Below are 22,991 nucleotides of genomic sequence, written 5' to 3'. Positions count from 1 at the left end.
CGTCAATAAATTTAGCACTTGATGTGTTTAAGTGCTGAATTTAACTTGTTAAAGCGGTTCCTGATAAAATTAGGGGCAAAATATCTACGATAGAAGGGGACCAATCCAATCCTTTTTTATAAACCATATAAGAGGCCAGGTGGCACGCAATAATTGCTTTTTTGTGATGTTCGGGGATTTCATTGAGCAATTCAACGGCAAATTGATTGCGCAGAGTGGGTAAGCAGTAGTTGAGAAAGCTGCGGATCATGGGGTCTTGAAAGCTAGAAGGCAGGGGTAATAAATCCAAGTAATCCAAAAGCTGGTAGGTATATTGATTGATTCTGGCGGAAATTTTTTCCGAAATGTCAGTTAAAAATTCGCCTGTTTGTTTATGGGTTCGAAGCAATAAATCGGCTTCATTTAAGGCGCATAACTTGATTCTTTCTAAAATTTCTTTTACCAGGATGGCTTTATGCTCAATAAATGTTTCATCATCCAGGGCAAGACCGCATAAGACTTCAAAGGAAGAGCAGATGACCCCACCTTTATTGGCCGAGCTGTCTTTGACGATTAAGACGCCTTTTTCTTCTAGATACTTGCGTGCGGCCGGATTGAGATAGAGATTGGCGCCTTCAATGATGGCGCGTGAAGTGGGTTTGCCTGTTTCATCCAGGAACTCTTGGATATTCGTTTCGTTTAGGGTGCGAGGGCGTCCGCCGGCAGGAATGAAAATATCCGTTTTGGCTTGGTGCAGGTTATAGCGCAGAAGATGGTTCGTATCGCTTCCTGACAGCCAGTCTTCGACAACTTTGCCCTCGCTCTTGCGCCAGCAGAGCGTCTCTTGAATATAAGCGGAGGGATAGCGCTTACGCCCTTTGTTTACCAGGAAGCTTCCAGGAGATAATTTGTCGGGAGGATAAAAGCAAATTCCCTTTCCCTGATAAAATAAATCTTTGATGATGCCCAAGTCTAGTCCTTGTTCATCCCGGATTGTGCCGGTCCCGTCCGTTAAAGCAATAAGTTTGGCTGTGTGGGGATAAAAATGATAGAGGTTGAGAAGCTGGTTGCCTGCGACATCTCCGTCCGGTCCGCCTGACATTTTGACCGTAAAAACGTCTTTTTCTGGATGGATGCCCATATATTCCAAGACTTGGTGCATGTATACATTGACGCCTAAAGAGGTGACACCATATTCTTTATGGTTAATCCCTGTGACGGGCTTGCTCGAAATAAAGGCGCCTTTGGGCTTATAGTCATATCTTTTGCTAAAGTTGGCGATCCATTGGATCATAAAATCATGCATATTCTCATCAGGTCCTAAATAGATATATTCAGGCTTTTTCCAATAATCGATAATGTATCTGGCGCGAATTTTGCCATCCGGATCGCAATTGACGATGGTAATAAGGCTTTGAATAAAGGCGCGCTGGGATTGATAGAGGTATTCGACTTTCTGTTCTTGGCGGAAATGGCGGACGCGCTGTTCGACTTCTTGGGGTTCTAAGCGCAGCCATTCAAGTTCTCGTTTGAGGATTTGGGATTCCGAATCAATTTGATCAAAAGGCTTAAGAAATAAGACCGCCTTAGCGCCTCCTTCCGGAATGTCTTTATTTTTCTTATGCTGCGTCCACGCCAAATTGTAGCATTCAGTAAAAACATTATTGCGCTCGGCCAGCATCTGTTCGAGCTGTTCGGGATAAACCGTGCGCAGGCCTCCGCGGGCCAAATCTTTAAAGCGAATGTGAAAGCCAAAAAAATGCATGCCGCGCATATAAAAGATAGCATAGGGAATTTCCGGAAATTTCTTGCTGCGGTCGAAGGGAATTTCATCGAGATATTTGGGATCCAAGCGAAAGCTCAACGCTGTATAATTTAAGCGATAAAAGTTTGTCTTAAGAGTATGGCTGACGAAATTCATGCCTTGGCGCAACACATTTTTCCGACGGGTGTCGTTGCTCTCTTGCCCGGTATCCAATTGGGAAACATCGTTTAAAAAGCGCTTGCGCGCTTCAATAAAGCGGTCAATATTGTGGTTGTGGGGATCGAATTTAAACCTGAAAGCTTCGCAAAGCTGTAGGGTAAGCTCGGGATGGCGGCATAACGCTTCTTCGATATTTTCTACCGTGTATAAGTTGCTGTCAATGTGGACAAGGGCTTGATGAATAAAGTTGACCATGGCGCGCAGCAGATTGCCCATATTTCCGGAGATAATGCGGGGATTTACCAGTCGCTCATCAATGCGATCGCCTGTTTCAAAATATTTAATGGTGGCCATTTCCCGCAAAAAATCGGGGATATCGGCTACATCCCAAACGGGCTGTCCATTGCTGCCGTGCAAGCTCAGGGCCATGACCAACACGCTTTGCTTGCTGTAGGGATCCATATAAGTCGCATTGACGCGCCGCATGCTAAGGCCATGCCGATGGACGACTTGAGCCAGACGATAAAGAAAATTATGCTTGGGCGTATTGCGCCAGGCCAGCATGATATGCATGGAGGCAGAGTCTTTTTCATTCCAATTTTCTTCGTAGCGGGCCTCGTATTGGCAGTTATCTCGCGTTTGTGCTCGATAAAGCATATTCAAGGCAATAGCCAGCCGCTCAGGAGGAAGGGAATGCAAGAACATGGAACTCATCTTAGGCAATAGCTGCTCGAAATCCTGATCGGTAATATCCGGATTTTCTTGCTTGACTAAAGTGCGTAAAGAAGATCGCCACTCTTCTAGAAAGCTATGGTCGGTTGTTTCTATGGCGCCTGTAAAATCGATTGTGGCAACTCGCAAGAGAGAATTAGTGCCGGGAAAGGGAATCTTAGACACATAAGACTGATAGTTTTTGATGCCATACAGCGTATAGTTGCGCAAAATGCGCAGATCCGCATCAGGGCTATCTAGACAGAGTGCAATGGCAGCGCTCTTTAAGTTGATCATGGAAAAATAATCTTGAAGATCGAACCCCATCAAGCTGTGGGTGATCAACATCAAATTGTCTCGGCTGACTTCTTCAAAGAAAGTAGCGGGCATAGCGGCTTCTAACCACAAATAATATTCCTGGAATTTTTCGCTTTCCTGCTGAATAGCTTGGGAGAGGTTGCTGGATGGGAGGTAATCTGATTTTTCCATAGATGTTTTCTTCATGCTTTAAGTGGCCTGTAGAGGTAATTTTAGCATATTTTATGTGGTAGAAGATATTTCGATCTTCAGCATTTAAAATTGACTATGGCAAAAGTGTAGAAAAAATACAAATCTTCATGGAAGGGAGGGGGAAGTAAAAGAAAGAAGGGATTTTGCCCCTTTGTAAAAGTTTTGTCCAATAAGCCGGCTTATAGGCAGGCTGCTTAATGCGTCCTAGCCATTTAGCCGTTAGAAATAGGTCCTTAGCAGTTTTAATACACCCTCTTAAAACTTTTGGGAAAAAAGGCGCCATTTTAGAAAAGCCTCGATCGTATTAAAATTGACCAAAATATCCGGATTCGGAACGGGAATATAGCTGATCCACGCCGCGGCTTCTGGTGGCGGATGGAAAATGGAGATTCCCTTGGGAATTTCAAGGAGCAGTTTTTTCAATTCTTCTTCTTCTTTAGATAGCTCCGACTGCGGCTTAATCAAAAGGCGGATGGCTTCGCTGCTGATCCAAATGGGATAGCCTTTCCTGTCTTGGTAAGTGGGAATGGCGATCAAACAAGAGCTTTGCTCCGCATTTGCAATGATTTTTTTTGAAACTTCTTCATCATCGAGAGGAAAATCGACGGGGCTGATCAATATGCCTTTGGCATGAGGAGCGAGTCTTAATGCTTCCTTAAGGCCGATCATTAAAGAGGTCAAAACGCCTTGCTCATACTGCGGATTATAGATGACTTGCGCTTTGCTTTCCTTTAAGGCCTGGGCAACAGCTTCGGCTTGAAATCCCGTTACGACACAGACGCTTTGGCAGCAAGTGGCATAAAGCTGGACAAGCCTTTCTACAAGGGGCCTCCCTTGTACTTTGATAAGAGCCTTGGAAAAGCCGAAACGGGAAGAGAGGCCGGCAGCCAGAATAAGCCCGACAGTCTGGGAATTAAAGGATTCCATATAAATGTCCTTGTTCTTTTGCATAGCCATCAAGGCGGTTTAAAAAGCGAAGGGTTTGAGCAGTCGGAGGAAAGGCGCGCCGCGATCGATTTAGTACATAATAGGCAGCCCACGTGTGAAACAGCGGGATTAAAGGGAAAGCGCCGGCCTCGGACTGATAGCCTGTTCTCCATCCATATATAAAAGAAGATAAAATCTGAGGATCGACGTCAAATAAGAGAGGGCCTACATCTAAAAGCGTTTGCGTAATTCCCAAATCCGCTCGACGGTCGGCTTGCCTAGCAACGCCAAAATCTAAGATACTGGCAATTTTTCCCCCTTCTATTAAAATATTTCCTGGGTGAAAGTCAAAATGACAAAGCGTATCCGGCACGGCTTGCTGCTGAATCGCCTCCAATTGAGGCGTTTCAATTAACGGTTTCCAAAACAATAGAGTGGATATCTCCTGAGGAAGAGGAATGGCGTGCAGACGGGCTTGCCATTGGCCAAATTGATAGCCCACATCTTGCATTTCTGCGGGGTGAGACAGGAGATAGGCCGATAGCGGTTCGCCTTTTCTCCATTCTTCTATTAAATAAAATCCCTTTTCCCAGCGCCCTTCTTTCAACACGCGAGGCGCAATAAAGGGAAAAGCGGCAAGGTGCTGAAGCACAAGGCTTTCTCTTGTCATTGACAGGGCCCCAGACAAAGGATAAATTTTTAAGGCAAGCCTTGTTCCTTGCTTGTTCTCCAGACGGAAAATAGAGGCTTCAAATCCTTTAGTAACTTTTTCTATAGAAGTAAACTCTGAAAGTCCGATTAAATCAAGCAAGGCCCTGATCTGTTCTTCCTCCTGCATCGCTTTCTCGCTTTCTAGGGCGTGTCCCTAAATTCATTCTCAGTTTTAATCCACTCTTCAAAAGAGTGATAGTGTTTTCAAATAAAGTATTGCAAAAGCTAATCTTCATCAATTTATTTAAAAATAAAAAGCATTTTTTATTTAAGGTTTATTGATTAATTTTAATTGATGAATAAGGGGAGTGTTTTTTATGCTTAATCGTTGAATATAAATTTATATTATCATTAGTAAAACTTAACCATAAGGAGTCTTTACTATGAAGTACATGAAAATTTTATTTTTAATCCTCTTTAGTTTAATGGTCGGGCACATGCAGGCAGAAGAGAAGGCTCATCTGTCTGATTCGCAAAAAAAGGTTTTGGAAAGCCTTCATCTTAAAGAAATCAAGCTTGAGCAATTGGCTGATGAGTCGAGAAAAGAGCAAGAGAATAAATTGGGTGATTCGATGGTTGCGGACGTTAAAGAGCGTTCGAGCGTCCCGCCTGCCGCTACAGGAGTGCGAAGCCTATTTAGCTATCCGAGCTATTTAATTGTGACGCCTATTTATGAAGAGTTATCTTTCATTGACGGGGCGCCTTGCCATGTCGGGCACTATTCTCATTTTTCTCTTATTACTGTTTTAGAAGGAATTAATTGGGGATGTCAATTAAGGGTCGCCTATGATGGGGCTGTCTTATCCATCAAGCCTTTCAATTCGGTCGATTTCACGCCGGGAGGCATGATTTTTAGGCATGAATATTTCAATTCGACAGTCGTTACAGGGGCCAATCAAGTGATTTACCTGTTTTAATCCACTTCTGAGCAAGGCTGTTCATTCAGCCTTACTTGGCTTTATCTCAGTAAGCGCAAGGCATTGAGTCCCACTAAGACCGTGCCTCCTTCGTGCATGACGACGGCTAACCATAAAGGCACCCATCCCGCTAGGGCCGGAAAGCTGGCGATGAAGATGGCTCCAATGGCAATCACCAAATTTTCCTGAACAATGGATCTGGTTTTTTGAGCTTTGGCCATGAGCCAATCGAGCGATTCAAGGTTGTCGTGCAAGAGCACGACATCTGCTGCATCAACGGCTGTTCCGCTGCCAATTTTTCCCATGCAGATTCCCACCGTAGCACGGGCTAAAGCCGGTGCATCATTTATGCCATCTCCCACCATGGCCAATCCCTTGTCTTGAGCAAGGCGGGTGACGTGCTCGAGTTTATGTTCAGGACGCAGATTTGCATAAAATTCGTCGACTCCCAATTCCTTTGCAATCCGCCTAGCGCTTGTTTCATGGTCTCCTGTTAACATTAACAATTCCCAATCGCCCGTTTGCTTAAGCCTGTGAACGGTATCCTTAATATAGGGACGTGGATTGTCCTGAAAGGTGAAAAGATATAAGTCAGGCCCAAAAAGCAAAATGGCTAGGAGATGTCCGTCTTGGCGGACAGCTTCGACGGCTGCTTCCAACTGTTGTTGCTGAAAAGAAGTTAATCGATCTTGAACGTAATCCGGATGCCCCATGAAAGCCGGATAGAAGGCGTGCTTCCACTCTACTGAGGCTTCAATTCCATAGCCGGGGATGGATTTGAAGTGTTGGAGAGGAAAAGAGAGGATATTTTTTTCCTGCGCATAAGTAGTAATGGCTCTGGCAATGGGATGGACAGCATTTTTTTCTAAGGCATAAGCAATGGCCAGGATCTCTTTTTGAGAGGCTTGCAATTGAGAAGGACCAATGGAGCGAAGTCCATTAAAAGAAAGCTCGCCTGTTGTCAGCGTTCCCGTTTTATCAAAGGCAATGATGGAGCATTGAGCCAACGCATCCAAGACAATTCCACCTTTAAGCAATATTCCCTTGCGTGCACATGCACTGACAGCGCTCAAATAAGCAATGGGGAGGGCTAAAATAAGCGCACAAGGGGAAGCGGCAATTAAGAAGGCCAATGCGCGATACAGCGAACCTTCAAAACCTAGAAAGGGAATGGATAAGAGAAAGGGAAATGTTAAAGCAAAGAAAGCGGAAAGCAAAATAATCGCTAACGCATAGGTTCGGCTAAAACGGTCGAACCAGCGCTGCAACCTGGGCTTGGCTTCTTGCGCTTGCGTAACCAGTTGAATAATGCGCGTCATGGTGGAATCGGCACTCGTATGCGTGACAAGCAAGGTAAGCGTTCCTTCCAAATTACGCGCTCCTGCCGGGACTTCATCTCCCTTTTTTTTTGTAATGGGCATGTTTTCACCGGTTAAGTGAACTAAATTGACGCTAGAAATGCCGTCAATGACAATTCCGTCTAAGGGGACGATTTCTCCGGCCCTTACCAGAATATGCGTTCCCATGACAATATCTTTAACCGCTCTTTCTCGCAGGTGGCCTCGCGCATCCAAAACGGTTGCCTTTGAAGGCGATAGCTTATGCAATTGATTGAGGGAGCCTTTGGCTTTCGCCGTCACGGCGTCTTCAATGGATCCGGATAGGGAAAATAAGACTAAAAGCAATCCCCCTTCCATGCCGCTTCCAATCAACACAGAAGAAAAGGCCGCCAAAGTCATGAGGGTGTCGATATTGATGTCGAAATCGGCTAGGTCTTCAATGGCTTCAATGAGGGAGGGAATGCCGGCAAGAAAATAGACGCCGACAAGGAATAAAGACGAAAGGGGCTGGGCTGAAGAGGAAAAAGACAGCAAAAAGGCCAAAATAAGCAGTCCCATTGCAACTAACGAGGTTTTAAGCGTTAAATTGGCAGCCCATTTTCTTGCTCGGGGTGTTAAAAAAGGGCTTGCGACCTCTTCTTTGCCTGTTCCGAAGAATTCTTCGAAAACGGCAGGCTTGACATGTGGGGGGCGGGGGATGGCAACGGTCTCGGTCATGACAGCCATCCTTGATTAAGAAAGTAATGCAATAAAAAATAGGCCGCTCCCCCCGCTAAGAAAGTTAGGCCTATATTCCAGACAATAGAGGGAATCAATCGATTGCCTTGGTAATGGGCCGATAAAGAAGCGCTAAGGCTAAGAATAAGGACTGCCATCGCATAAAGCCCGCCAGCAGGCCATAGCCAAAAACCTGCCAAGCTTAATAGGGCAGCAGCGCTCACGCCGATTGCCGCACCCAATCCTTGCTTGAGCGGATGCTCATAGGCCTCTAGGGAAAGGCCCAATTCTTCTTCTACCATTACTTTTAAAAGCCGATCCCCGTCTGCCATTAAAACATCCAATACATCTTCTAAAAGTTGCCCTTCAAATCCTTTTGCTGCATAGAGAATGCGCAATTCCTCCCTTTCCTGCTCGCGGTTATGCTCAATTTCCCAGCGTTCTTCTTCTAAAATGCGATGCAACCGCTCTAAGCGCGACCAACCTAGCCAAGCGCTTCTCCCTGTTTTCCAAATGAGCCAGCCAAATAAAAAAATCAGCCATAAATTGAGGAGCGGGACAGTTCCAATCCATTCAGCAGCTAAAAGATTTAAGAGAAGAAGCACAATGACTGTCTCGCGTGCAGCATCCATTCCGGCTGAGAGGGAGCCGGGAATTTCTGTCCCATGAATTTCAGAGGCGGCAATCAGCCCGCGAGCTTGAGCCTCTATAATATGGGCAACTGCGCTTTTCCCTTTGAAATGATCTGTTGAAGAAGCCATATCAATCCTTTATGGAATCCAATGATAAAACTAGATGGATAAGGTTTAACTTGAATAAAATAAAATAAAAAGATGAATGATGCGGTTTTTGCTAGAGCGGTCTCTCTTCGAAAGACCTCTTTTAGGCGCAAAGTTCACTGGTTGAGAAAGTTAGCTTAATTTTATTTTAATTTAATAAACAAACTTTGACAAGTTAAGATAAAGCAATCTAAATAATTTTTTTTATAAATTAAATCTGTTATAATAAGAATGTAGAATGGAGAGTTTGTGTAAAATAACTGATTTTATGGCTCTATTCGACAGAATTTAGGCTTTTTGGCCAGGTTATACCGAGGCTTTGGCGCAGTCGAAAAAAACAATCTACATACGCTTCGATATAGGCTTGAGTAAAAAGTCATTACTAGAAAGGGGAAAATTATGTCTGATTTAAATTCCCAAATACCCGACTATTCTTATGGGTCTATTTTAAGCCCTTCCTCTCTGCCTGGCGTGGAACCGACGTCTTCTAAGGATCAAAAACAGGAGTCCAGCCTTTCGACTATCGAAAAAAGCGAAGCAATTGCTTCTTTAATCGTTCCTCCTGCCAATTTTCCGGTTTTAATTCCTCCCTCTAACGATAACCAAGATTATTTAGCCTTTGCCGTTGCCTCTATTGATTCTAGCGGCAAGCCCTTTGTCGACCTTCTTAAAAGCGAACAGCTAAAAATGGATGAAGTGACGAATGAAGTCCTAGATGGTTGGTTAAAAAATCTTCATGAAATCGAGGATCAAGTGCGGGCTATGCTAAACTCTGCTGACTATCAATACAAAGAGCAAATTCGCATAAGAGGGGACCAGCAGCAAGGCAATGTATCGGGGATTCAAAATGTGACTTCCGCCAATGCCGCTGCCGCTAATCCCGCCGTAGCGAATCAACCGCCTTATACGTTTTTAGGCGCTATTGACCGGCTTCAAGTCTTGGAACGCATCCCTCCCACAGCGAACATTCCTGATGACACGTCAACGCCTAGCGATCAAGCGCGAACGGTGGTCATTCCATTGACCGCTGCTTTAATTATAGGAGGGGGATTGGCTCTGACTGCAACAAACATGACAACGCCTGCCGTGAATGGAATGAGCGGCAATTCCTTTAGCAATCCGATTGAGCTGATCGAACGCCTGCAGCCTGTTTATCCGCAGATAGCCATGCAAGATGTGATTCCCATGATCAATTTGATGGTCATGCCTCCCATTTATTTCAATGCGTGGGATGAAGCGGTCAGTAATATTAAAGAGCGGGAGCGCGACAGTCATGTCGAGACAGCGCAGAATTTTGCCAAAGATGTCATTAAAATGGTCAGCGATCCGGCTTTTATCATGGTCACTTTTGTCAATAAGATGGAAGGGGCCGACCAAATGAATACAGAAGCGAAGAATCGCATGGCTACCATGCTGAAATTGATTTTGGCAAGCGTAGCCCTAAGTTTGCTCTATTCTGTTGAGGTGGGCAAAGTGCAATCAGGAAAATATGGCGGAATGGAGCCACAAGAATTTCGCGACATCCTAAACGGCACAATTGCTGGACCGGATCCTTCCAAGCAAAAAACAACCCAGGAACAGTTGACGGCGACTCTACTTAGCTTGATTAAAGGACAATTAGATTCAGGCCTTCTTACACAAGATGAGCGTGCACAAACAATAGAAGAAATCTTGAACTATATTGGGCAAAGCCACTCTATTGAAAGTATGCTGGATCCCGTTAAGGTTTTTACGCAAGTATTCGCTTACGATGACCCTAGCAAAAAATTGGAGAATCGTCCTGCTTAAAAAGGCAAACTCAGTTCTTAAGCGGCGGCTTATTCGATTTTAAATACGATGAAAGCTGCCGCTTTTTTTTATCTGGCTACGAATTCAATTCGGGCCAGTCTTTCATCTTTAAAAGAGATTGCAAAAGTTGACATAGCCAGAGATGGTCTTGGCAAGCAATCAGTTCGCGGCTTGCATGCATAGAAAGCTGCCCGGAACCAATATCTACCGTAGATATGCCAGAGATAGAGGCTTGAATCGGTCCAATCGTTGTGCCGCAAGGCATATCATTGCGACTGACAAATCGCTGCAAGGGAATCCGGTTTGTATCTGCAGCAATCTGCAAGGGAAGCGAGGAGCGCGCATCCGAGGCATAGCGTTGCTGAGCATTGCTTTTGAGGATCACTCCTTGGCCAAGCATCGGTTGGTGTTGGGCATCATGGCGTTCGGCATAATTAGGGTGCAGAGCATGGGCCAGATCGACAGAAACGCAATGAGAGCGGCTGAGGATTTTAAAATAGTCTTCCCTTCCCAAATTGCGGGCAAGCAAAAGGCGCTCTAAAGTTTGATTGAAGAAAGGAGATTCTGCTCCTTGAGCTGTTCCTGATCCGACTTCTTCATTATCCCATATAATCATCATCTGGATATCTTCTTCAAGAGGTGAAGGCTGATACAGGAACGCATTTAAAATGGCATGCACGCTGGACAAACTGTCAATGCGATAAGAAGCTAAAAAGGCTTGCTGATAGCCAATCAACCGCGTTTTTTCTAAGGGAAAAAGCAGCAAATCAAAATTAATTAATTGTTCGCAGTCTATCTCTTCCCGCAAAAGAGCCTCTAAATAAGAACGGTCTTTGGGAAAGTCTTTCTCTAAGCCTGCCAGTACATTCAAGTGCTCTTGTTTATTTAAAAGCAATCCCTTTTCATTGACTTCGCGGTCTAAGTGAATGGCTAATTGAGGAATGGTCAACGGATGCTTGTCTAAGCGCACCAAACTCTCTTGAAGGCGATGCTGGCTATCATAATAGATGACCCGGCCCGCCAAGCCTAAATCGCGATTGAGCCAGGATGTCAAAAGGGGAGAACCATACACTTCTACTCCCAAAAGAATGGACTGATGTTTGCGTATCTCCGGTTGGGGTTTGAGCTTAAAGCTCGGACTATCCGTGTGGGAAGCGAGCAGGCGCACACGCGAGGGCATTGCGGATGGCAGAATAAAAGCGCATAGGGAAGAATGGTGCTGCCTGACAAAATAAGCTTTTCCCGCTTCAAGGTGCCAGCTTCGGCTCGGAGAGAGTTCTGTAAAAGAGGCGTCTCGTAGTTTCTCTGCAATAGAGGCCACGGCATGCCAGGCTGTTGGATTGCCGTCTAAGAAACTCATTAGATCTTTAATTAAAGAATTTTGAGAGTCATTCATAAGGATATTCGCTTGGCTGCAGTTTGTAAATGAAGCGCCCATTCTTCAATTGAACCGCATGGCTCAGTTAAAGAATACACATGCTGGCGCTTGGCTAATTGATAATGATAAGCCTTATCATAATAAGTTAAAAGATGGTGAACGGCTTGGCGCTTATGCCCTTGCCTGATCAGATTGCTTACCTCACCGGTTAACTGGCTGCCCAAGCGTTTGGTAATGCGCCGGATCGCTTCTAAAAGATCAAAGGTTGAAGCTTGTCCGTAAAGATGCATTAAATGGTCCAGTCTTTCTTCAAAAGGGCAGTCTAAAAAGAACAAGGGAGACTGTTGCATGATCTGGAAGAGCTCGGTTGGAAGATGGCGCTTTCCAATGAGGCGGCTCTCGTCTTCAAGCCAAATAGGACGCGTCCAATCGAATTGTTCCAATGAAAAGGCTAGCTGATTCTCAAAGTGTTCTTGCGAGGGCTGTTCAGGAAGATCGATTCCTCCAAAGACACTGCCGCGATGGCAGGCCAATTGCTCCAAATCGACGACTTGTTCTCCACCTTGTCGTAATACTTGCAAAATAGCTGTTTTCCCACTGCCTGTAAAACCGCCAAGGATGAAAAAACGCGGAGGGTGGACAGCTAACTGATTAAAGAGGCGAATGACATGGCGTCGAAAAGCTTTATAGCCTCCTTGCAAAGTGACGGCAGAATAGCCCAAGGCTTCAAGGAACCGGGCAATAAACCCACTGCGCATGCCGCCTCTCCAGCATAGAACTCTGCTCGATTGATTCAATAGCGCATCGGCTTGGCTAATGAGGGAAGGAAGCTTAGCTTGCATGAGGTCTAATCCCGCTTCGATCGCTTCCTGCCGGCTTTTCCTTTTGTAGAGGGTTCCCACAAGGGCGCGTTCGTCATCGGTAAAGAGCGGAAAAGACAAAGAGCCGGGGAGATGGCCTTGCTTGTATTCGGACGGACTTCTGACATCCAAAATGGAGCCGGGGGATAAGAGAAAATCTTTGATACACAGCGAAACGGGCATAGATCAATCCCATGAAACGGAACGAGTAAAAAAAGTTCTAAGAAATCCTCTAACTTCCTTTAAATCAGGCCTCTTAAAGGCTTCAGCGTAACTGTTTTGGGATTAATTGACAATGAATCTTATAAGAAAAGGAAAAGCGCATAGGGCAACCCAGAGAGTTGCCCTATACGACTAATAGAATGCTCAAGCAAGATTAGAAATCGCGGCCAACTGTTACGTTGATAGCGTAAGAATCCCACTTATGCTTGTTGCTTTCTCTTCCACTGCCGAAGAAACTTGAATCATCGCTGCCATAGCTGCTATGATGATGTCTGTGATGTCTGTTGGCTCTGTAATCTTGGAATTTTAAAGACAGACCAAGTGTCCAGCAGTTGCTGAAATCATAGTCTGCACCAAGAGCAAATACCCAACCGTGTGCATCTCTAGCGCGGTGGTTGAACTCATCGTTAAATGAACGGCTGCTCTTACCTTTAAATTGTGCCCAATGGTACTCAACTTCAGCATAGAGGTTCCAGCACTCGTTGCATGGACGATAGACGAAATCTACGCCAACAAAAGGTCCGTACCACTTGTTAGTAAACTTGTGCCAGCAGCAGCCGCTTCCAACAACTGGGAAAAATACGGATGTGTCAAAACCACCGGATGTAAAGTCAACTGAATCGTTTTGAACGCGGAGATTTTGCTCATCGAAGGAATAACCAACAACTGGAGCTAAAGCTAATGTGCAATCGCAGAAGTAGAATGGGTAACCGATCGCTGCGCTTAAATCGTAAACATATCTGTCATCGATTACATCGCGGCTGCGAGCTGTGAATTCGATGTCATCAGAGAAGCTGCCATAAAATGCGCTGCCGATGCCTGTGCTTGCAAACGTAGAAACGGATTGCTCAAAGTCACCGTCTAAGATCCAGCCCCAGTGAGCTGCTGCGCGAACGTAGAAGTTGCAGCCTACCATGCTTCTGGCTTTAACGCCGATTTGGAAAATATCCAAATCTTTGAATCTTGTGTTTGTATGAAAGGCTCCACCATGATGCTGTCTCCAGCTAATGTTGTCATGACGATAGCCCGCTTCGAAATTTACTTGCCCCATATTAGCGTTGGCATAGGATGCAGTTGCTCCTACTAAAAACGTCATTAAGAAGGTTATCCACTTTCGCATATTTTTTCCTTGTTAACGTTGAAGTTTACCTTAAAGTTCCACACTTGGCTTTGTTCGCTGAAACACTTGCCTGGCAAGGGACAGCTAATTGTGATTAGTCCTAAATAATATTGCTTCCTAACCACTGTTGCTTGGCCTATCTTGCTTTTAGACTTCAAAAACTAGTTTTGAAGGGAATGAAGATAAGTTAACAACAAAAAATGCATTACTGCAAATCTGTAAACAAAACTCTGCGTAATTCGACGTCACTATCAACCATCTTTTAATTATCTGTCAAAGGTTTTTTTTCGGGAAATTTTTATTATTTTAGCGCCTTGATATTAAGCTATTTATAAAACATAAAAATTTGATTTGCGCTAGAGGTTAGAGTGGAGTTCTGTCAAAAGATTAACGCTTAGTTTAAAATTCCATCTAAATTAACTGTTTTTCAACTTAGCTAGTTTGACAATCCCTCTTCAAAGTGATTATCATCCTAACTATTGCATTTATAGCAGACATAAAAATTAGTTGAATGGTTTGGCAATTAAAAGAAATAGCTCTTTTGACAAAACCGAATTGCCTTATAAAGAATCTTTTGTCTTTTTTGCAAGAAATTGGATAAGCAAATTTTAATTTTCTTATAGCAAAAAGATAAACTAGATTAGTTGGACGGAACTAGCAAGAAACAGGGAAAAAGCTTTTAAAAGAATTGAAGTCAAATCCGAGGGCCTATAGTTATTCTATAGGCTACTCGGATTTTAGTGGACGCCTATTAAGAAGGGATCAGCTTTGTCTGTCCGCCTACATAGCGCTGTAGAACAGAAGGAATGCGAACCGATCCATCCGCCTCTTGGTTATTTTCCAATAAAGCGACCATTAAACGAGAAGTGGCTAGTCCTGAGCCGTTTAAGGTGTGGACAAAATCCAATTTGCCATCTTCTCTGCGGAAGCGAATATTGGAGCGGCGGGCTTGATAATCTGTGCAGTTAGAGACAGAGGAGACTTCATAGTAGCGATTTTGCCCTGGCAGCCAAACTTCGATGTCGACCGTGCGCGCAGAAGCAAAGGACATATCTCCTGTGACAAGCAAGACATTGCGGTAATGGAGTTCTAAACCATGCAAAATTTCTTCGGCGCTGGCCATCATTTGGTCAAAAATTTGCATGCTGTCTTCAGGTTTAGTGAAGCAGAACATTTCTACTTTATTGAATTGATGCATGCGAATCAAGCCGCGTTCCTGCGATCCAGCAGCTCCGGCTTCGCGACGGAAGCAAGGCGTATAAGCGACGTATTTTACCGGCAGCTCCTCTGTAGGGATCACTTCATCCACATGCATGCCATTGAGAGGAACTTCTGCTGTGGGAATTAAATAAAGATGATAATCCTCGTCATTGATCTTGAATTGCTGATTATCGAATTTAGGTAGCTGGCCGGACCCGAACATGATCTCACGGCGCACTAAGAGGGGAGGGATCCACTGCATGAAACCATTTTTAATATGTGTTTCTATCATATATTGAAGCAATGCCCATTCTAGCCGTGCTCCCATTCCTTTATAGACAGGCCATCCTGCTCCTGCTATTTTAGCGCCGCGTTTAAAATCAAAAAGGTGAAGGCGCTCATTGAGCTCCACATGATTTTTAAAGGGAAAATCAAAATGGGGTTTTTGTTTGACTTCTTTGAGGACAACGTTTTCCTTTGGATCTTGAGAAATTTTAATGTCGTCCATGGGAAGGTTAGGAAGTTTAGCTAGTTCATTTGTAAATTGCTCTTCCCATTCTTTAATTTGATGATCTAGGGTATGGATCTCTTCAGCGGAATGCGAAATTTGCGCCATTAACTCGGAAGGGTCTTGTCCACTTCTTTTGAGTTCCCCGATTTTTTGGGAAGCTTCATTGCGCTTAGCCTTAAGCTGTTCAACGCGCGTCTTCCCTTCTCGAATTTGATGATCCAGCTCACAGACCAAAGAGAGGTCTATCTGAGGATCTTTGGTTTTTAGCTGAGCTTCTATAGCCTGGCGGTCTTTGCGAATCAAGCGAATGTCAATCATAAAAGAAACCTTTCTTAAGTCTAATTCCTGTTTAATTATAAAAAACTCTATTCTTTAAAAAAAGGAAATTAAGAAGGAGGAAAGAATTTAAGGCAAAGAAGGATCGATTCTAATAAAAACTTGAATCCATGAATTTGGCGACAGGTTTTATTGCTCCCCTTCTTATTTATTAGCTGCATAGGCCGTCTTTCTTTTATAGGAAATTTTAAAATATCTTAAACCGATGGATCAGGCTAGATTGTGAATTCTTCCTTCTGTATGCTATTTGCTGTTGCATAAAGGAGGTCTTGCGTGCGCTTAAAAAAGCTTGTTCTTATCGGATTCAAATCATTTGCCGAAAAAACAATTTTGCATTTTGACAAGGGGATTACTTGTATTGTCGGTCCCAATGGATGCGGAAAATCGAATATTGCCGATGCTTTTCGCTGGGTTTTAGGGGAACAGTCTGCTAAATCCATGCGCGGCAATAAAATGCCTGATGTTATTTTTGCCGGAACAAGCCAGCGCAAGCCTCTGAATTTCGCCGAGGTGTCCTTGACTTTGACTGAGGTGCAAGGCACTTTGCCAATTGATTATGAAGAAATTACCTTGACGCGGCGCTTGCATCGAAGCGGGGAGTCGGAGTATTTTATTAATGGCAATCCTGTACGCCTCAAAGACGTTCAGAGCTTATTTTTGGATTCCGGAATTGGCCGTAACGCCTTCTCGATTTTCGAGCAGGGAAAATTAGATCAGGTCATCAGTTATACGCCTCTAGAAAGGCGGCATATCTTTGAAGAGGCAGCGGGGATTTTACGCTTCTTGCAACGCAAAAAAGAAGCCCTCAAGAGGCTTGAGCAGGCTGATTTGAATTTCTCACGCGTAAAAGATATCCATCAAGAAGTTGAAAAGCATATTCAAACGCTTCAGGCGCAGGCTGAAAAAGCGCTTGTTTTTAAAGAAAATAAAACCCAGCTGGAAGGATTAGAAAAAGCGGCCTTCGCTCTTCGTTGGAATAGCTTTGACAAAAAAAGAGGCGAAATTGCCGATAAGCAGCTCAAGCAACAGGAATTGTTGAGGGAATGCCAGGAAGAGTCGGTATTGAAGCATAATCAAGGGGAAGAGATTAAGCTTGCCATTCAACTGAATGAGAGAAATTTAAAGGCCAAAAATGAAGAGCTTTTTACAGTACGAAATGAAAAAGAATTGCTTCTACGCGATCAGCAAGCCCAGCAGCAACGCCTGCAGGAGATCCAGCAAAAAGAGAAAAAGGTCAAAAGAGAGCTAGAAGAACTGGCGCTTGCCAAACAGACTCGTGTAAAGGCTCTTCAAGAGATCGAGCAAAAGCAAAAGATGCTGGAGGAAGAATTTAAGGAAATAGAGGCCAAGCTATCGCATCAGCAGGATAAAGTTAAATTTAAAGAAAAAGAAGTCCTTCAGATGCGTCAAGACTTGCAGGCCAAGCATCAGATGCATTTAAAAATTTTGCAGCAGGAAAATCAATTTGTCAGCGATATCAAGCAGGCCGAAGTGCGCTTGGAAAATAATCAAGAAAGAAAAAAGCAGCTGGAAAAACGCAAAAGCGAACTGGTGGAAGAGCTGACGCAGTTGGCTCAAATTCTTCAAGAAAAAAGAAAGCATCTTCAGCAAGTGGCTGCGCTTGTTGATTCCCATAAAGATCGTTTGGATCAATATGAGGAAGAGTTGAAGCTGTCGATTCAAGAAAACGAAACCAGGCAAAAGGAAGCGGAAGGCCTGCGCAGAAAAGTTATGGAAGGAAAGGCTCGTCAAAAAGTTCTCTTGCGTATGCGCGAAGACCATGAGGGCTTTTCTTCCGGAAGTAAGCGACTTTTGCAAGAATCGCAAAATAAATCGAGCCTTTTTTATCAAAAATTACGCCCTCTCTATGAATTCCTTTCTCCTTCTCCTGAAGCGGCAGAGGCTTTAGCAGTTATCTTGCGCCTATATTCTCAAACATTGGTGGTAGACGCTCAAACGGATTTCGAACATTTAATCCAATTTGCTGAAAAAGAAGGGATTCAGGATTACTCTTTGGTTTGCATAGAAATGATAAACAAACTTCAAAGCAATTCCAAAATCGAAAATAAAGGAAGCTTCTTAAAATTCGTAGCTTCTAATCCGCTTGCCGAACATTTTTTGAAGAATGTTGATAGAGTGGCCTCTCATGAAGAAGCCCTCGCTCTTTTGCAAGCGATTGGACAACGCGAAGGATGGAGCGTTCAAGGAGCGTTCATTGATTATCGCGGGGTGTTCTTTAAAGTGAAACCCAGCGAAAACCAAGTCTTTTTGCGTGAATCGGAATTAAAGCAGTTAGAAGAGGAATTGCTCGATAAAGAAGGGCAAGTGGCAGCCTTGGAGCAAAAGTTGCTTCACTTGCAGCAGCGCCGCGCCCAATTGCAAATGGAAAGAGCCGAATTGGATAAAATGCTAAGGCGCGACGAAATGAAGCTCGTAGAGGTTAATTTTGGAGTGCAACGTGCCCTTGGAGACCAAGAAAAGCTCAAAGCTGAACAAGAGCAAAATGAAAAAGATAGGAGCCAGCTCGAACAGCTGATCGATCAACAGGCAGGACTGCTAAAAGACCTGCAAGACAAGCACTTTGTCTTGAGGCAAGAATTAATTCAGCAACAGCAAGAAAGGGATGTCCTTCAAGTGGAATTGGATAAGCAAGAAGGGGCCTTGCGCATCCAATTGCAAGATCAGAAAGAAAAGGGAGAAACCTATCGGCAATTATCGGAAAATAAGCACCAACTTTTGCACCAAGCCCGCTTATTGGAAGTAAAAGAACAAGACCATGAGGCTCACGTGCTGCGCTTGACAGAGGAATTGGAGGAGTCTGGCGATCAGCAAGCCCTTTTGAAGGAAAAGGCTGAACAGCACAAGCAAATTTTTGCAGCGATAGAAAACAGGTTGGCTGAGTCTGCAGAGGGATGCAATGCTTTAGAAAAAGAAAGAGAAACATTAAAGGCTGATCTGGAAGCTCTTGAAAAGGAGTTCTCTTTACACTACGAGAAGGTCAAAAAAGTGGAAAACGATTTGACCCAATTAAAAATCCAAGAAGCCCATATTGCGTCTGCTTTAGAGGCTTTGAGCAGCGAATTATATGAGCGCTATCAATTGACGATTGAAGACATCCTCAAATTTCCTCTTCCCCTAGATAAAACGCTTGAACAGACAGAAAAGCAAATCCGCAGTTTACGGCAGGCCTTGCAGGCGGCAGGGGATGTCAATTTGACCTCGATTGAAGAGTTGGAAAAGCAAAAAGTCCGCTATGATTTTTTAAGCCAGCAGCTGGGCGACATGCAGCACTCTAAAGAGGAACTCTTGCAGATTATCACCCAGTTGGATGGGGAAAGCCGCAAATTGTTTAAAGAGACGTTTGAGGCTATTCGATCCAATTTTAAAAAGAATTTCGAGATCCTGTTCAATGGCGGTGAAGCGGATCTGCAATTTACCGAAACGGATAATATTTTAGAGGCCGGCATCGAAATTAGCGCTAAGCCACCGGGCAAGCAAATGCGCTCAATAAGCTTGCTCTCAGGGGGAGAAAAATGCTTGACGGCTGTTGCTCTTCTATTTGCCATTTTTGAAGTAAAGTCCGCTCCCTTCTGTATCTTGGATGAGATCGATGCTCCTTTGGATGACTCCAACGTGGAGCGCTTTGTCAATGTCGTCAAGCATTTCATCGACCGCTGCCAATTTTTGATTGTCACGCACAATAAACGCACAATGGCGATAGGCGATGTTCTTTTCGGGGTTTCAATGGAGGAAAAAGGCGTTTCAAAGCTGCTTTCGCTCGAATTCGCCCATGAGGCAACGCCGGAAGTGGCAATCGTTTAATATTTGCTTAATGGGGCTTGAAGGGGATGGCTAAAGGAGCCATTTGACGCTTGTCCCGATATTTTTTCATCAAACGGGCAGCCTCGGCTACGCTGCGCACAAGAAGAAGGGGCGCTAGCACATAAAGCGCCGCACTAGCGACAGAGAGCAAGCCCATTTTGATGGAAGAGACAAGGCCTAGCTCAACGGCAATTTTGGCTGCAAGCGCGGCGGAGCTGATGATGACTAAGGACTTTTCCGTCCAATTTCGCCATTGGCTTGGCTGCCAGCCCATGGCATCGAAAGCTTTTTGGGCTACGGCTTGGACGGCTGTCGCTAGAGGAAAAAAAATCCCGCCAGCCTCTGCAATCGTTGCTTGGGAGACTCCGGAATCCTTGGCTAGTTTTCCTACCAGCCAAGCACCCATAAAGCTTTCCAATGGTTTGTTGAAAATTCCCAGGAGCTCCTCTAACGCCTTCGCAAATCCCTCTTGCTGGGAAGAGGAAAAAAAGGCAAATTTATTTAATGCGAGCTTGCTCAGGCCGATATTGAGAAGCTTCATGCCAAACAGATAATATGTCTTCATAGCTCTAAAATGATTTCAAGGTTTTAATTAAAAATCCGAAATATCCTCTTCTTCCTCGCTGAGATCATCGGGATCTGCTATAGCTTGGCGTCTATTAAACAAAGCGTTTGCAAGCTTTTGCTGAAGTTTTTGTATGCTCTCTTCGTGTTCTTGCTTCGTCTCTTTCTCGTTTGTCTCTTTTTTAATTTCTTCTTGTTTGCGCGTTGCTTCGCTTATTTCCTTTTTTTTCTCTGCTTCTTGATCTATTTGCGCTTTGCGGCCTTCCTCTAATGGATCTTCCTTTTTCCCACTATGGTCGCTTTCCTCAACATTTTTGAGATAGACCGACTCAGGCTCTTCCTTGTTAATAGGCGGAGAAGGCTGATCTTCAAATTCATCGACTTCCGCCCTATCTTCCGTGTCTTCTTGATTAGGAACATTCGAAATAGCTTTTATGAGGATATCGCCAATAGTGAGAGTTTCGCTGCTAGGTGGTTTTGTATGAGGCGCCAGTTCGCGTTTTTTCGCATCCTTTAATTTAAAATTGCCTTGACGAATTTGTGCAAGAGTAGAACTCAATCCCGTCTGAGGCGTTTCTGTTTCTTTTACCCCTTCTTCAGGGGGCTGAATGGGTGGCTCGTTTTCCACAGCGAATGTGTTTTTTTCAACAGATTCTTTAACTTGCGCTTTCTCTCCGCTTTCAATCGCTGCTTCCGGAGAGACTTCGTCTTTAGAGGTATCTAACTCTCTTCTTGGCGGCAAGGGGACTGGTTGTTCACCAGAAAGCGGTTTTTCCTCCTCTTGAACGGAATGCTCGTCTTCTCTTGGTGGAAGAGGGGGCGGCTTCTCTTCTTCTTCTTTACCTAATAGCCTTTGGCCAATGAAGTTTTGGATTGCCTGGTAGTGGCCGCTCGTATCTGCCTTCCCTTCTTCATGATGGGGAACGATTTTGTGGTCCCTTAAATCTTTGATCCCTTCGCGATTGATCTGCGCTCCGCTAAATTCATCTTTAAAGAAATCTTTCATGAGCAGCATATAGGCGACTTTGGCAGCTAATTGAGTAAGCGCTGCCTCATCCAAGGGATGATCGGATTGAATGGACGCGAGCTTGACGGAAAAAGCCTTGCCGTTTACTTCAATAATTCCCATTTTTTGTTGAGCATCAGCTTTAACTGTAATGCCCCGTGCTTGTAAACCGGCTAATTCCTGAGAATTAACTAATGAATTAGGATTAATATTCATTAATTCTCCTAATTTGAAAATAATGTCTTGTAATAATTATAGTATAGCATAATTCAAATAAATTTATTATTTAAATTTAATTTGATGGTTAATTGGTCTAATTTGTGTGGAAGCTTTAAATTATTTTCGATTTAGATCGTTCTAAAACCATTAACTGCCTAGATTCGATGGTTCCCTTATCGGATTGCTCCTTTTCTTCAATTATTTTTTATTGGTCACAAATCGTTTCTCTGCGCTACACTTACGCCATTCGTTTGTCTATTAATAACTCACTGAGGTCGTTATGATTATTGGCATTCCAAAAGAAATTAAAAATCACGAATACCGTGTAGGAGCAACTCCCGGTATGGTTCGCTTATTGGTGGAAGCTGGCCATCAAATCCTTGTACAGACACATGCAGGCGATAAAATTGGCTATAATGATGGGATGTTTGCTGCTGCAGGGGCCAAAATTGTGCAATCGGCAGAAGACATTTATAATGCAGAGATGATCATCAAAGTGAAAGAGCCCCAGGCCTCGGAATTTCCCCTCCTGAAAGAAGGGCAAATTTTATTTTGTTATTTACATCTTGCGCCAGATCCTGTTCAAACTAAGCATCTTATCGAAAGAAAAGTCGTGGCAATTGCCTATGAAACCGTGTTAGATAGCCATGGCCGTCTTCCTCTGTTGGTTCCCATGAGTGAAATTGCAGGTCGCATAGCCATTCAAGTTGGCGCGACCAGTTTGCAGCTCAATCATGGCGGAAGGGGAGTGCTATTAGGAGGCGTTCCAGGCGTTTCGCCTGCGCGCGTGGTCGTCATTGGTGGAGGAGTGGTTGGAACAGAGGCTGCCCGCATGGCGTTGGGGTTGGGAGCAGACGTGACTATTTTAGATAGGGATCTTACGCGGTTGCGTGCATTGGATGCTTTGTTTGGTCCCGCCTTAAAAACATTATATTCTTCTCCTCTAGCGATAGAGGAAGCTGTGGCACGGGCGGATTTGGTTATCGGTGCAGTGCTTATTCCTGGCAAAACGGCACCGCGCTTGATTACACGGCAAATGATTCAAAAAATGGCGCCTGGATCTGTGATTGTGGATGTTGCCATTGATCAGGGAGGATGCGCAGAGACTTCTAAGCCGACGACGCATGGGGATCCGACTTATGTTGTCGATGGCGTGCTCCATTACTGTGTGACCAATATGCCGGGGGCATGCGCAAGAACATCTACGCAAGCGTTAACGAATGCGACTAGCGATTATGCGTTAATGATTGCCAATAAAGGGTGGAAAAAAGCGCTGCTCGACCATGTGGGCTTGCGTCACGGATTAAATGTTTGCTATGGTCACGTGACAAATGAATCAGTTGCACATGATTTGGGCTATTCTTACGTTCCCGCCGAGAGTTTATTGGCTTAAACTCGCCTATCTACTAGAATACTTTCTTCAGGTAATTGATTAAGAAGATAAGCCCTG

At 44.3% G+C, this 22,991-nt stretch carries 15 protein-coding genes; 4 read left to right on the top strand and 11 right to left on the bottom strand.

From position 1 onward, the window contains the following. Window positions 1-40: 40 nt before the first annotated feature. From BN3769_RS02800 to BN3769_RS02785, 3 genes are all read right to left on the bottom strand, one after another. Window positions 41-3,103: an NAD-glutamate dehydrogenase domain-containing protein gene (locus BN3769_RS02800; RefSeq protein WP_068467326.1), complete on the bottom strand. Its 3,063-nt coding sequence runs from the start codon at window positions 3,101-3,103 to the stop codon at window positions 41-43. A 276-nt stretch (window positions 3,104-3,379) separates the two neighbouring features. After that, window positions 3,380-4,051 (bottom strand): nucleotidyltransferase family protein, encoded by a 672-nt coding sequence (locus BN3769_RS02790; RefSeq protein ID WP_068467322.1) that lies wholly within the window; start codon window positions 4,049-4,051, stop codon window positions 3,380-3,382. Continuing rightward, window positions 4,038-4,889, bottom strand: a complete 852-nt coding sequence (locus BN3769_RS02785) for a phosphotransferase family protein (RefSeq protein ID WP_068467319.1) — start codon at window positions 4,887-4,889, stop codon at window positions 4,038-4,040. The genes BN3769_RS02790 and BN3769_RS02785 overlap by 14 nt, the downstream gene beginning before the upstream one ends. A gap of 256 nt (window positions 4,890-5,145) precedes the next feature. Here BN3769_RS02785 and BN3769_RS02780 point away from each other — a divergent pair, with 256 nt between their 5' ends. After that, complete coding sequence (locus BN3769_RS02780) at window positions 5,146-5,679, top strand: hypothetical protein (RefSeq protein ID WP_068467317.1); 534 nt, start codon at window positions 5,146-5,148, stop codon at window positions 5,677-5,679. A gap of 41 nt (window positions 5,680-5,720) precedes the next feature. Here the strand turns inward: BN3769_RS02780 and BN3769_RS02775 are convergent, their stop codons facing one another. Both BN3769_RS02775 and BN3769_RS02770 read right to left on the bottom strand, forming a co-directional pair. Further along, a complete protein-coding gene (locus tag BN3769_RS02775) occupies window positions 5,721-7,736 on the bottom strand; it encodes a heavy metal translocating P-type ATPase (RefSeq protein ID WP_068467314.1) in 2,016 nt (671 codons plus the stop codon). After that, on the bottom strand, window positions 7,733-8,497 hold the full coding sequence (locus tag BN3769_RS02770) for a VIT1/CCC1 transporter family protein (protein ID WP_068467312.1): 765 nt from the start codon (window positions 8,495-8,497) through the stop codon (window positions 7,733-7,735). Before BN3769_RS02770 ends, BN3769_RS02775 begins: the two co-directional genes overlap by 4 nt. A gap of 417 nt (window positions 8,498-8,914) precedes the next feature. Between BN3769_RS02770 and BN3769_RS02765 the strand changes: the two genes are divergently transcribed. Beyond that, window positions 8,915-10,303, top strand: a complete 1,389-nt coding sequence (locus tag BN3769_RS02765) for a hypothetical protein (RefSeq protein ID WP_068467309.1) — start codon at window positions 8,915-8,917, stop codon at window positions 10,301-10,303. Window positions 10,304-10,379: 76 nt separating this feature from the next. Here BN3769_RS02765 and BN3769_RS02760 read toward each other — a convergent pair whose 3' ends face one another. From BN3769_RS02760 to serS, 4 genes are all read right to left on the bottom strand, one after another. After that, window positions 10,380-11,699, bottom strand: coding sequence for a M18 family aminopeptidase (locus BN3769_RS02760; protein WP_068467307.1), 1,320 nt, complete (start codon window positions 11,697-11,699; stop codon window positions 10,380-10,382). After that, window positions 11,696-12,724: a tRNA 2-selenouridine(34) synthase MnmH gene (gene mnmH / locus BN3769_RS02755; RefSeq protein WP_068467305.1), complete on the bottom strand. Its 1,029-nt coding sequence runs from the start codon at window positions 12,722-12,724 to the stop codon at window positions 11,696-11,698. Before mnmH ends, BN3769_RS02760 begins: the two co-directional genes overlap by 4 nt. A gap of 193 nt (window positions 12,725-12,917) precedes the next feature. Then, entirely contained in the window at window positions 12,918-13,883 is a 966-nt protein-coding gene (locus BN3769_RS02750) for a hypothetical protein (RefSeq protein ID WP_068467303.1), read from the bottom strand. A gap of 751 nt (window positions 13,884-14,634) precedes the next feature. Continuing rightward, window positions 14,635-15,912, bottom strand: coding sequence for a serine--tRNA ligase (serS, locus tag BN3769_RS02745; protein ID WP_068467302.1), 1,278 nt, complete (start codon window positions 15,910-15,912; stop codon window positions 14,635-14,637). A gap of 291 nt (window positions 15,913-16,203) precedes the next feature. Between serS and smc the strand changes: the two genes are divergently transcribed. Further along, window positions 16,204-19,752 carry a chromosome segregation protein SMC gene (gene smc, locus BN3769_RS02740; RefSeq protein WP_068467300.1) on the top strand — a complete coding sequence of 1,183 codons (3,549 nt, stop codon included), beginning with the start codon at window positions 16,204-16,206 and terminating at the stop codon, window positions 19,750-19,752. 7 nt (window positions 19,753-19,759) lie between these two features. Here the strand turns inward: smc and BN3769_RS02735 are convergent, their stop codons facing one another. Beyond that, window positions 19,760-20,317, bottom strand: a complete 558-nt coding sequence (locus BN3769_RS02735; RefSeq protein WP_068467298.1) for a hypothetical protein — start codon at window positions 20,315-20,317, stop codon at window positions 19,760-19,762. Window positions 20,318-20,344: 27 nt separating this feature from the next. Continuing rightward, the gene (locus BN3769_RS02730) at window positions 20,345-21,538 is read right to left on the bottom strand and encodes a hypothetical protein (RefSeq protein WP_068467295.1); all 1,194 of its coding nucleotides are present in this window, start codon (window positions 21,536-21,538) and stop codon (window positions 20,345-20,347) included. 283 nt (window positions 21,539-21,821) lie between these two features. On the opposite strand from BN3769_RS02730, the gene ald reads away from it, so the two are divergent. Beyond that, window positions 21,822-22,934, top strand: a complete 1,113-nt coding sequence (gene ald / locus BN3769_RS02725; RefSeq protein ID WP_068467293.1) for an alanine dehydrogenase — start codon at window positions 21,822-21,824, stop codon at window positions 22,932-22,934. Window positions 22,935-22,991 lie beyond the last annotated feature (57 nt).

Source organism: Candidatus Protochlamydia phocaeensis, assembly GCF_001545115.1.
GTDB lineage: Bacteria > Chlamydiota > Chlamydiia > Chlamydiales > Parachlamydiaceae > Protochlamydia_A > Protochlamydia_A phocaeensis.
Note: the sequence above shows the minus strand (reverse complement) of the source record. Positions and strands in the feature narration are given on the sequence as shown.

Excerpts from the sequence above, each read along its gene's own strand:
- BN3769_RS02800 (WP_068467326.1), bottom strand. The coding sequence starts at position 3,103 with ATGGAAAAATCAGATTACCTCCCATCCAGCAACCTCTCCCAAGCTATT.
- BN3769_RS02765 (WP_068467309.1), top strand. The coding sequence starts at position 8,915 with ATGTCTGATTTAAATTCCCAAATACCCGACTATTCTTATGGGTCTATT.
- mnmH (WP_068467305.1), bottom strand. The coding sequence starts at position 12,724 with ATGCCCGTTTCGCTGTGTATCAAAGATTTTCTCTTATCCCCCGGCTCC.
- BN3769_RS02760 (WP_068467307.1), bottom strand. The coding sequence starts at position 11,699 with ATGAATGACTCTCAAAATTCTTTAATTAAAGATCTAATGAGTTTCTTA.
- BN3769_RS02735 (WP_068467298.1), bottom strand. The coding sequence starts at position 20,317 with ATGAAGACATATTATCTGTTTGGCATGAAGCTTCTCAATATCGGCCTG.
- BN3769_RS02790 (WP_068467322.1), bottom strand. The coding sequence starts at position 4,051 with ATGGAATCCTTTAATTCCCAGACTGTCGGGCTTATTCTGGCTGCCGGC.
- serS (WP_068467302.1), bottom strand. The coding sequence starts at position 15,912 with ATGATTGACATTCGCTTGATTCGCAAAGACCGCCAGGCTATAGAAGCT.
- BN3769_RS02785 (WP_068467319.1), bottom strand. The coding sequence starts at position 4,889 with ATGCAGGAGGAAGAACAGATCAGGGCCTTGCTTGATTTAATCGGACTT.
- BN3769_RS02780 (WP_068467317.1), top strand. The coding sequence starts at position 5,146 with ATGAAGTACATGAAAATTTTATTTTTAATCCTCTTTAGTTTAATGGTC.
- BN3769_RS02750 (WP_068467303.1), bottom strand. The coding sequence starts at position 13,883 with ATGCGAAAGTGGATAACCTTCTTAATGACGTTTTTAGTAGGAGCAACT.
- ald (WP_068467293.1), top strand. The coding sequence starts at position 21,822 with ATGATTATTGGCATTCCAAAAGAAATTAAAAATCACGAATACCGTGTA.
- BN3769_RS02770 (WP_068467312.1), bottom strand. The coding sequence starts at position 8,497 with ATGGCTTCTTCAACAGATCATTTCAAAGGGAAAAGCGCAGTTGCCCAT.
- BN3769_RS02775 (WP_068467314.1), bottom strand. The coding sequence starts at position 7,736 with ATGACCGAGACCGTTGCCATCCCCCGCCCCCCACATGTCAAGCCTGCC.
- BN3769_RS02730 (WP_068467295.1), bottom strand. The coding sequence starts at position 21,538 with ATGAATATTAATCCTAATTCATTAGTTAATTCTCAGGAATTAGCCGGT.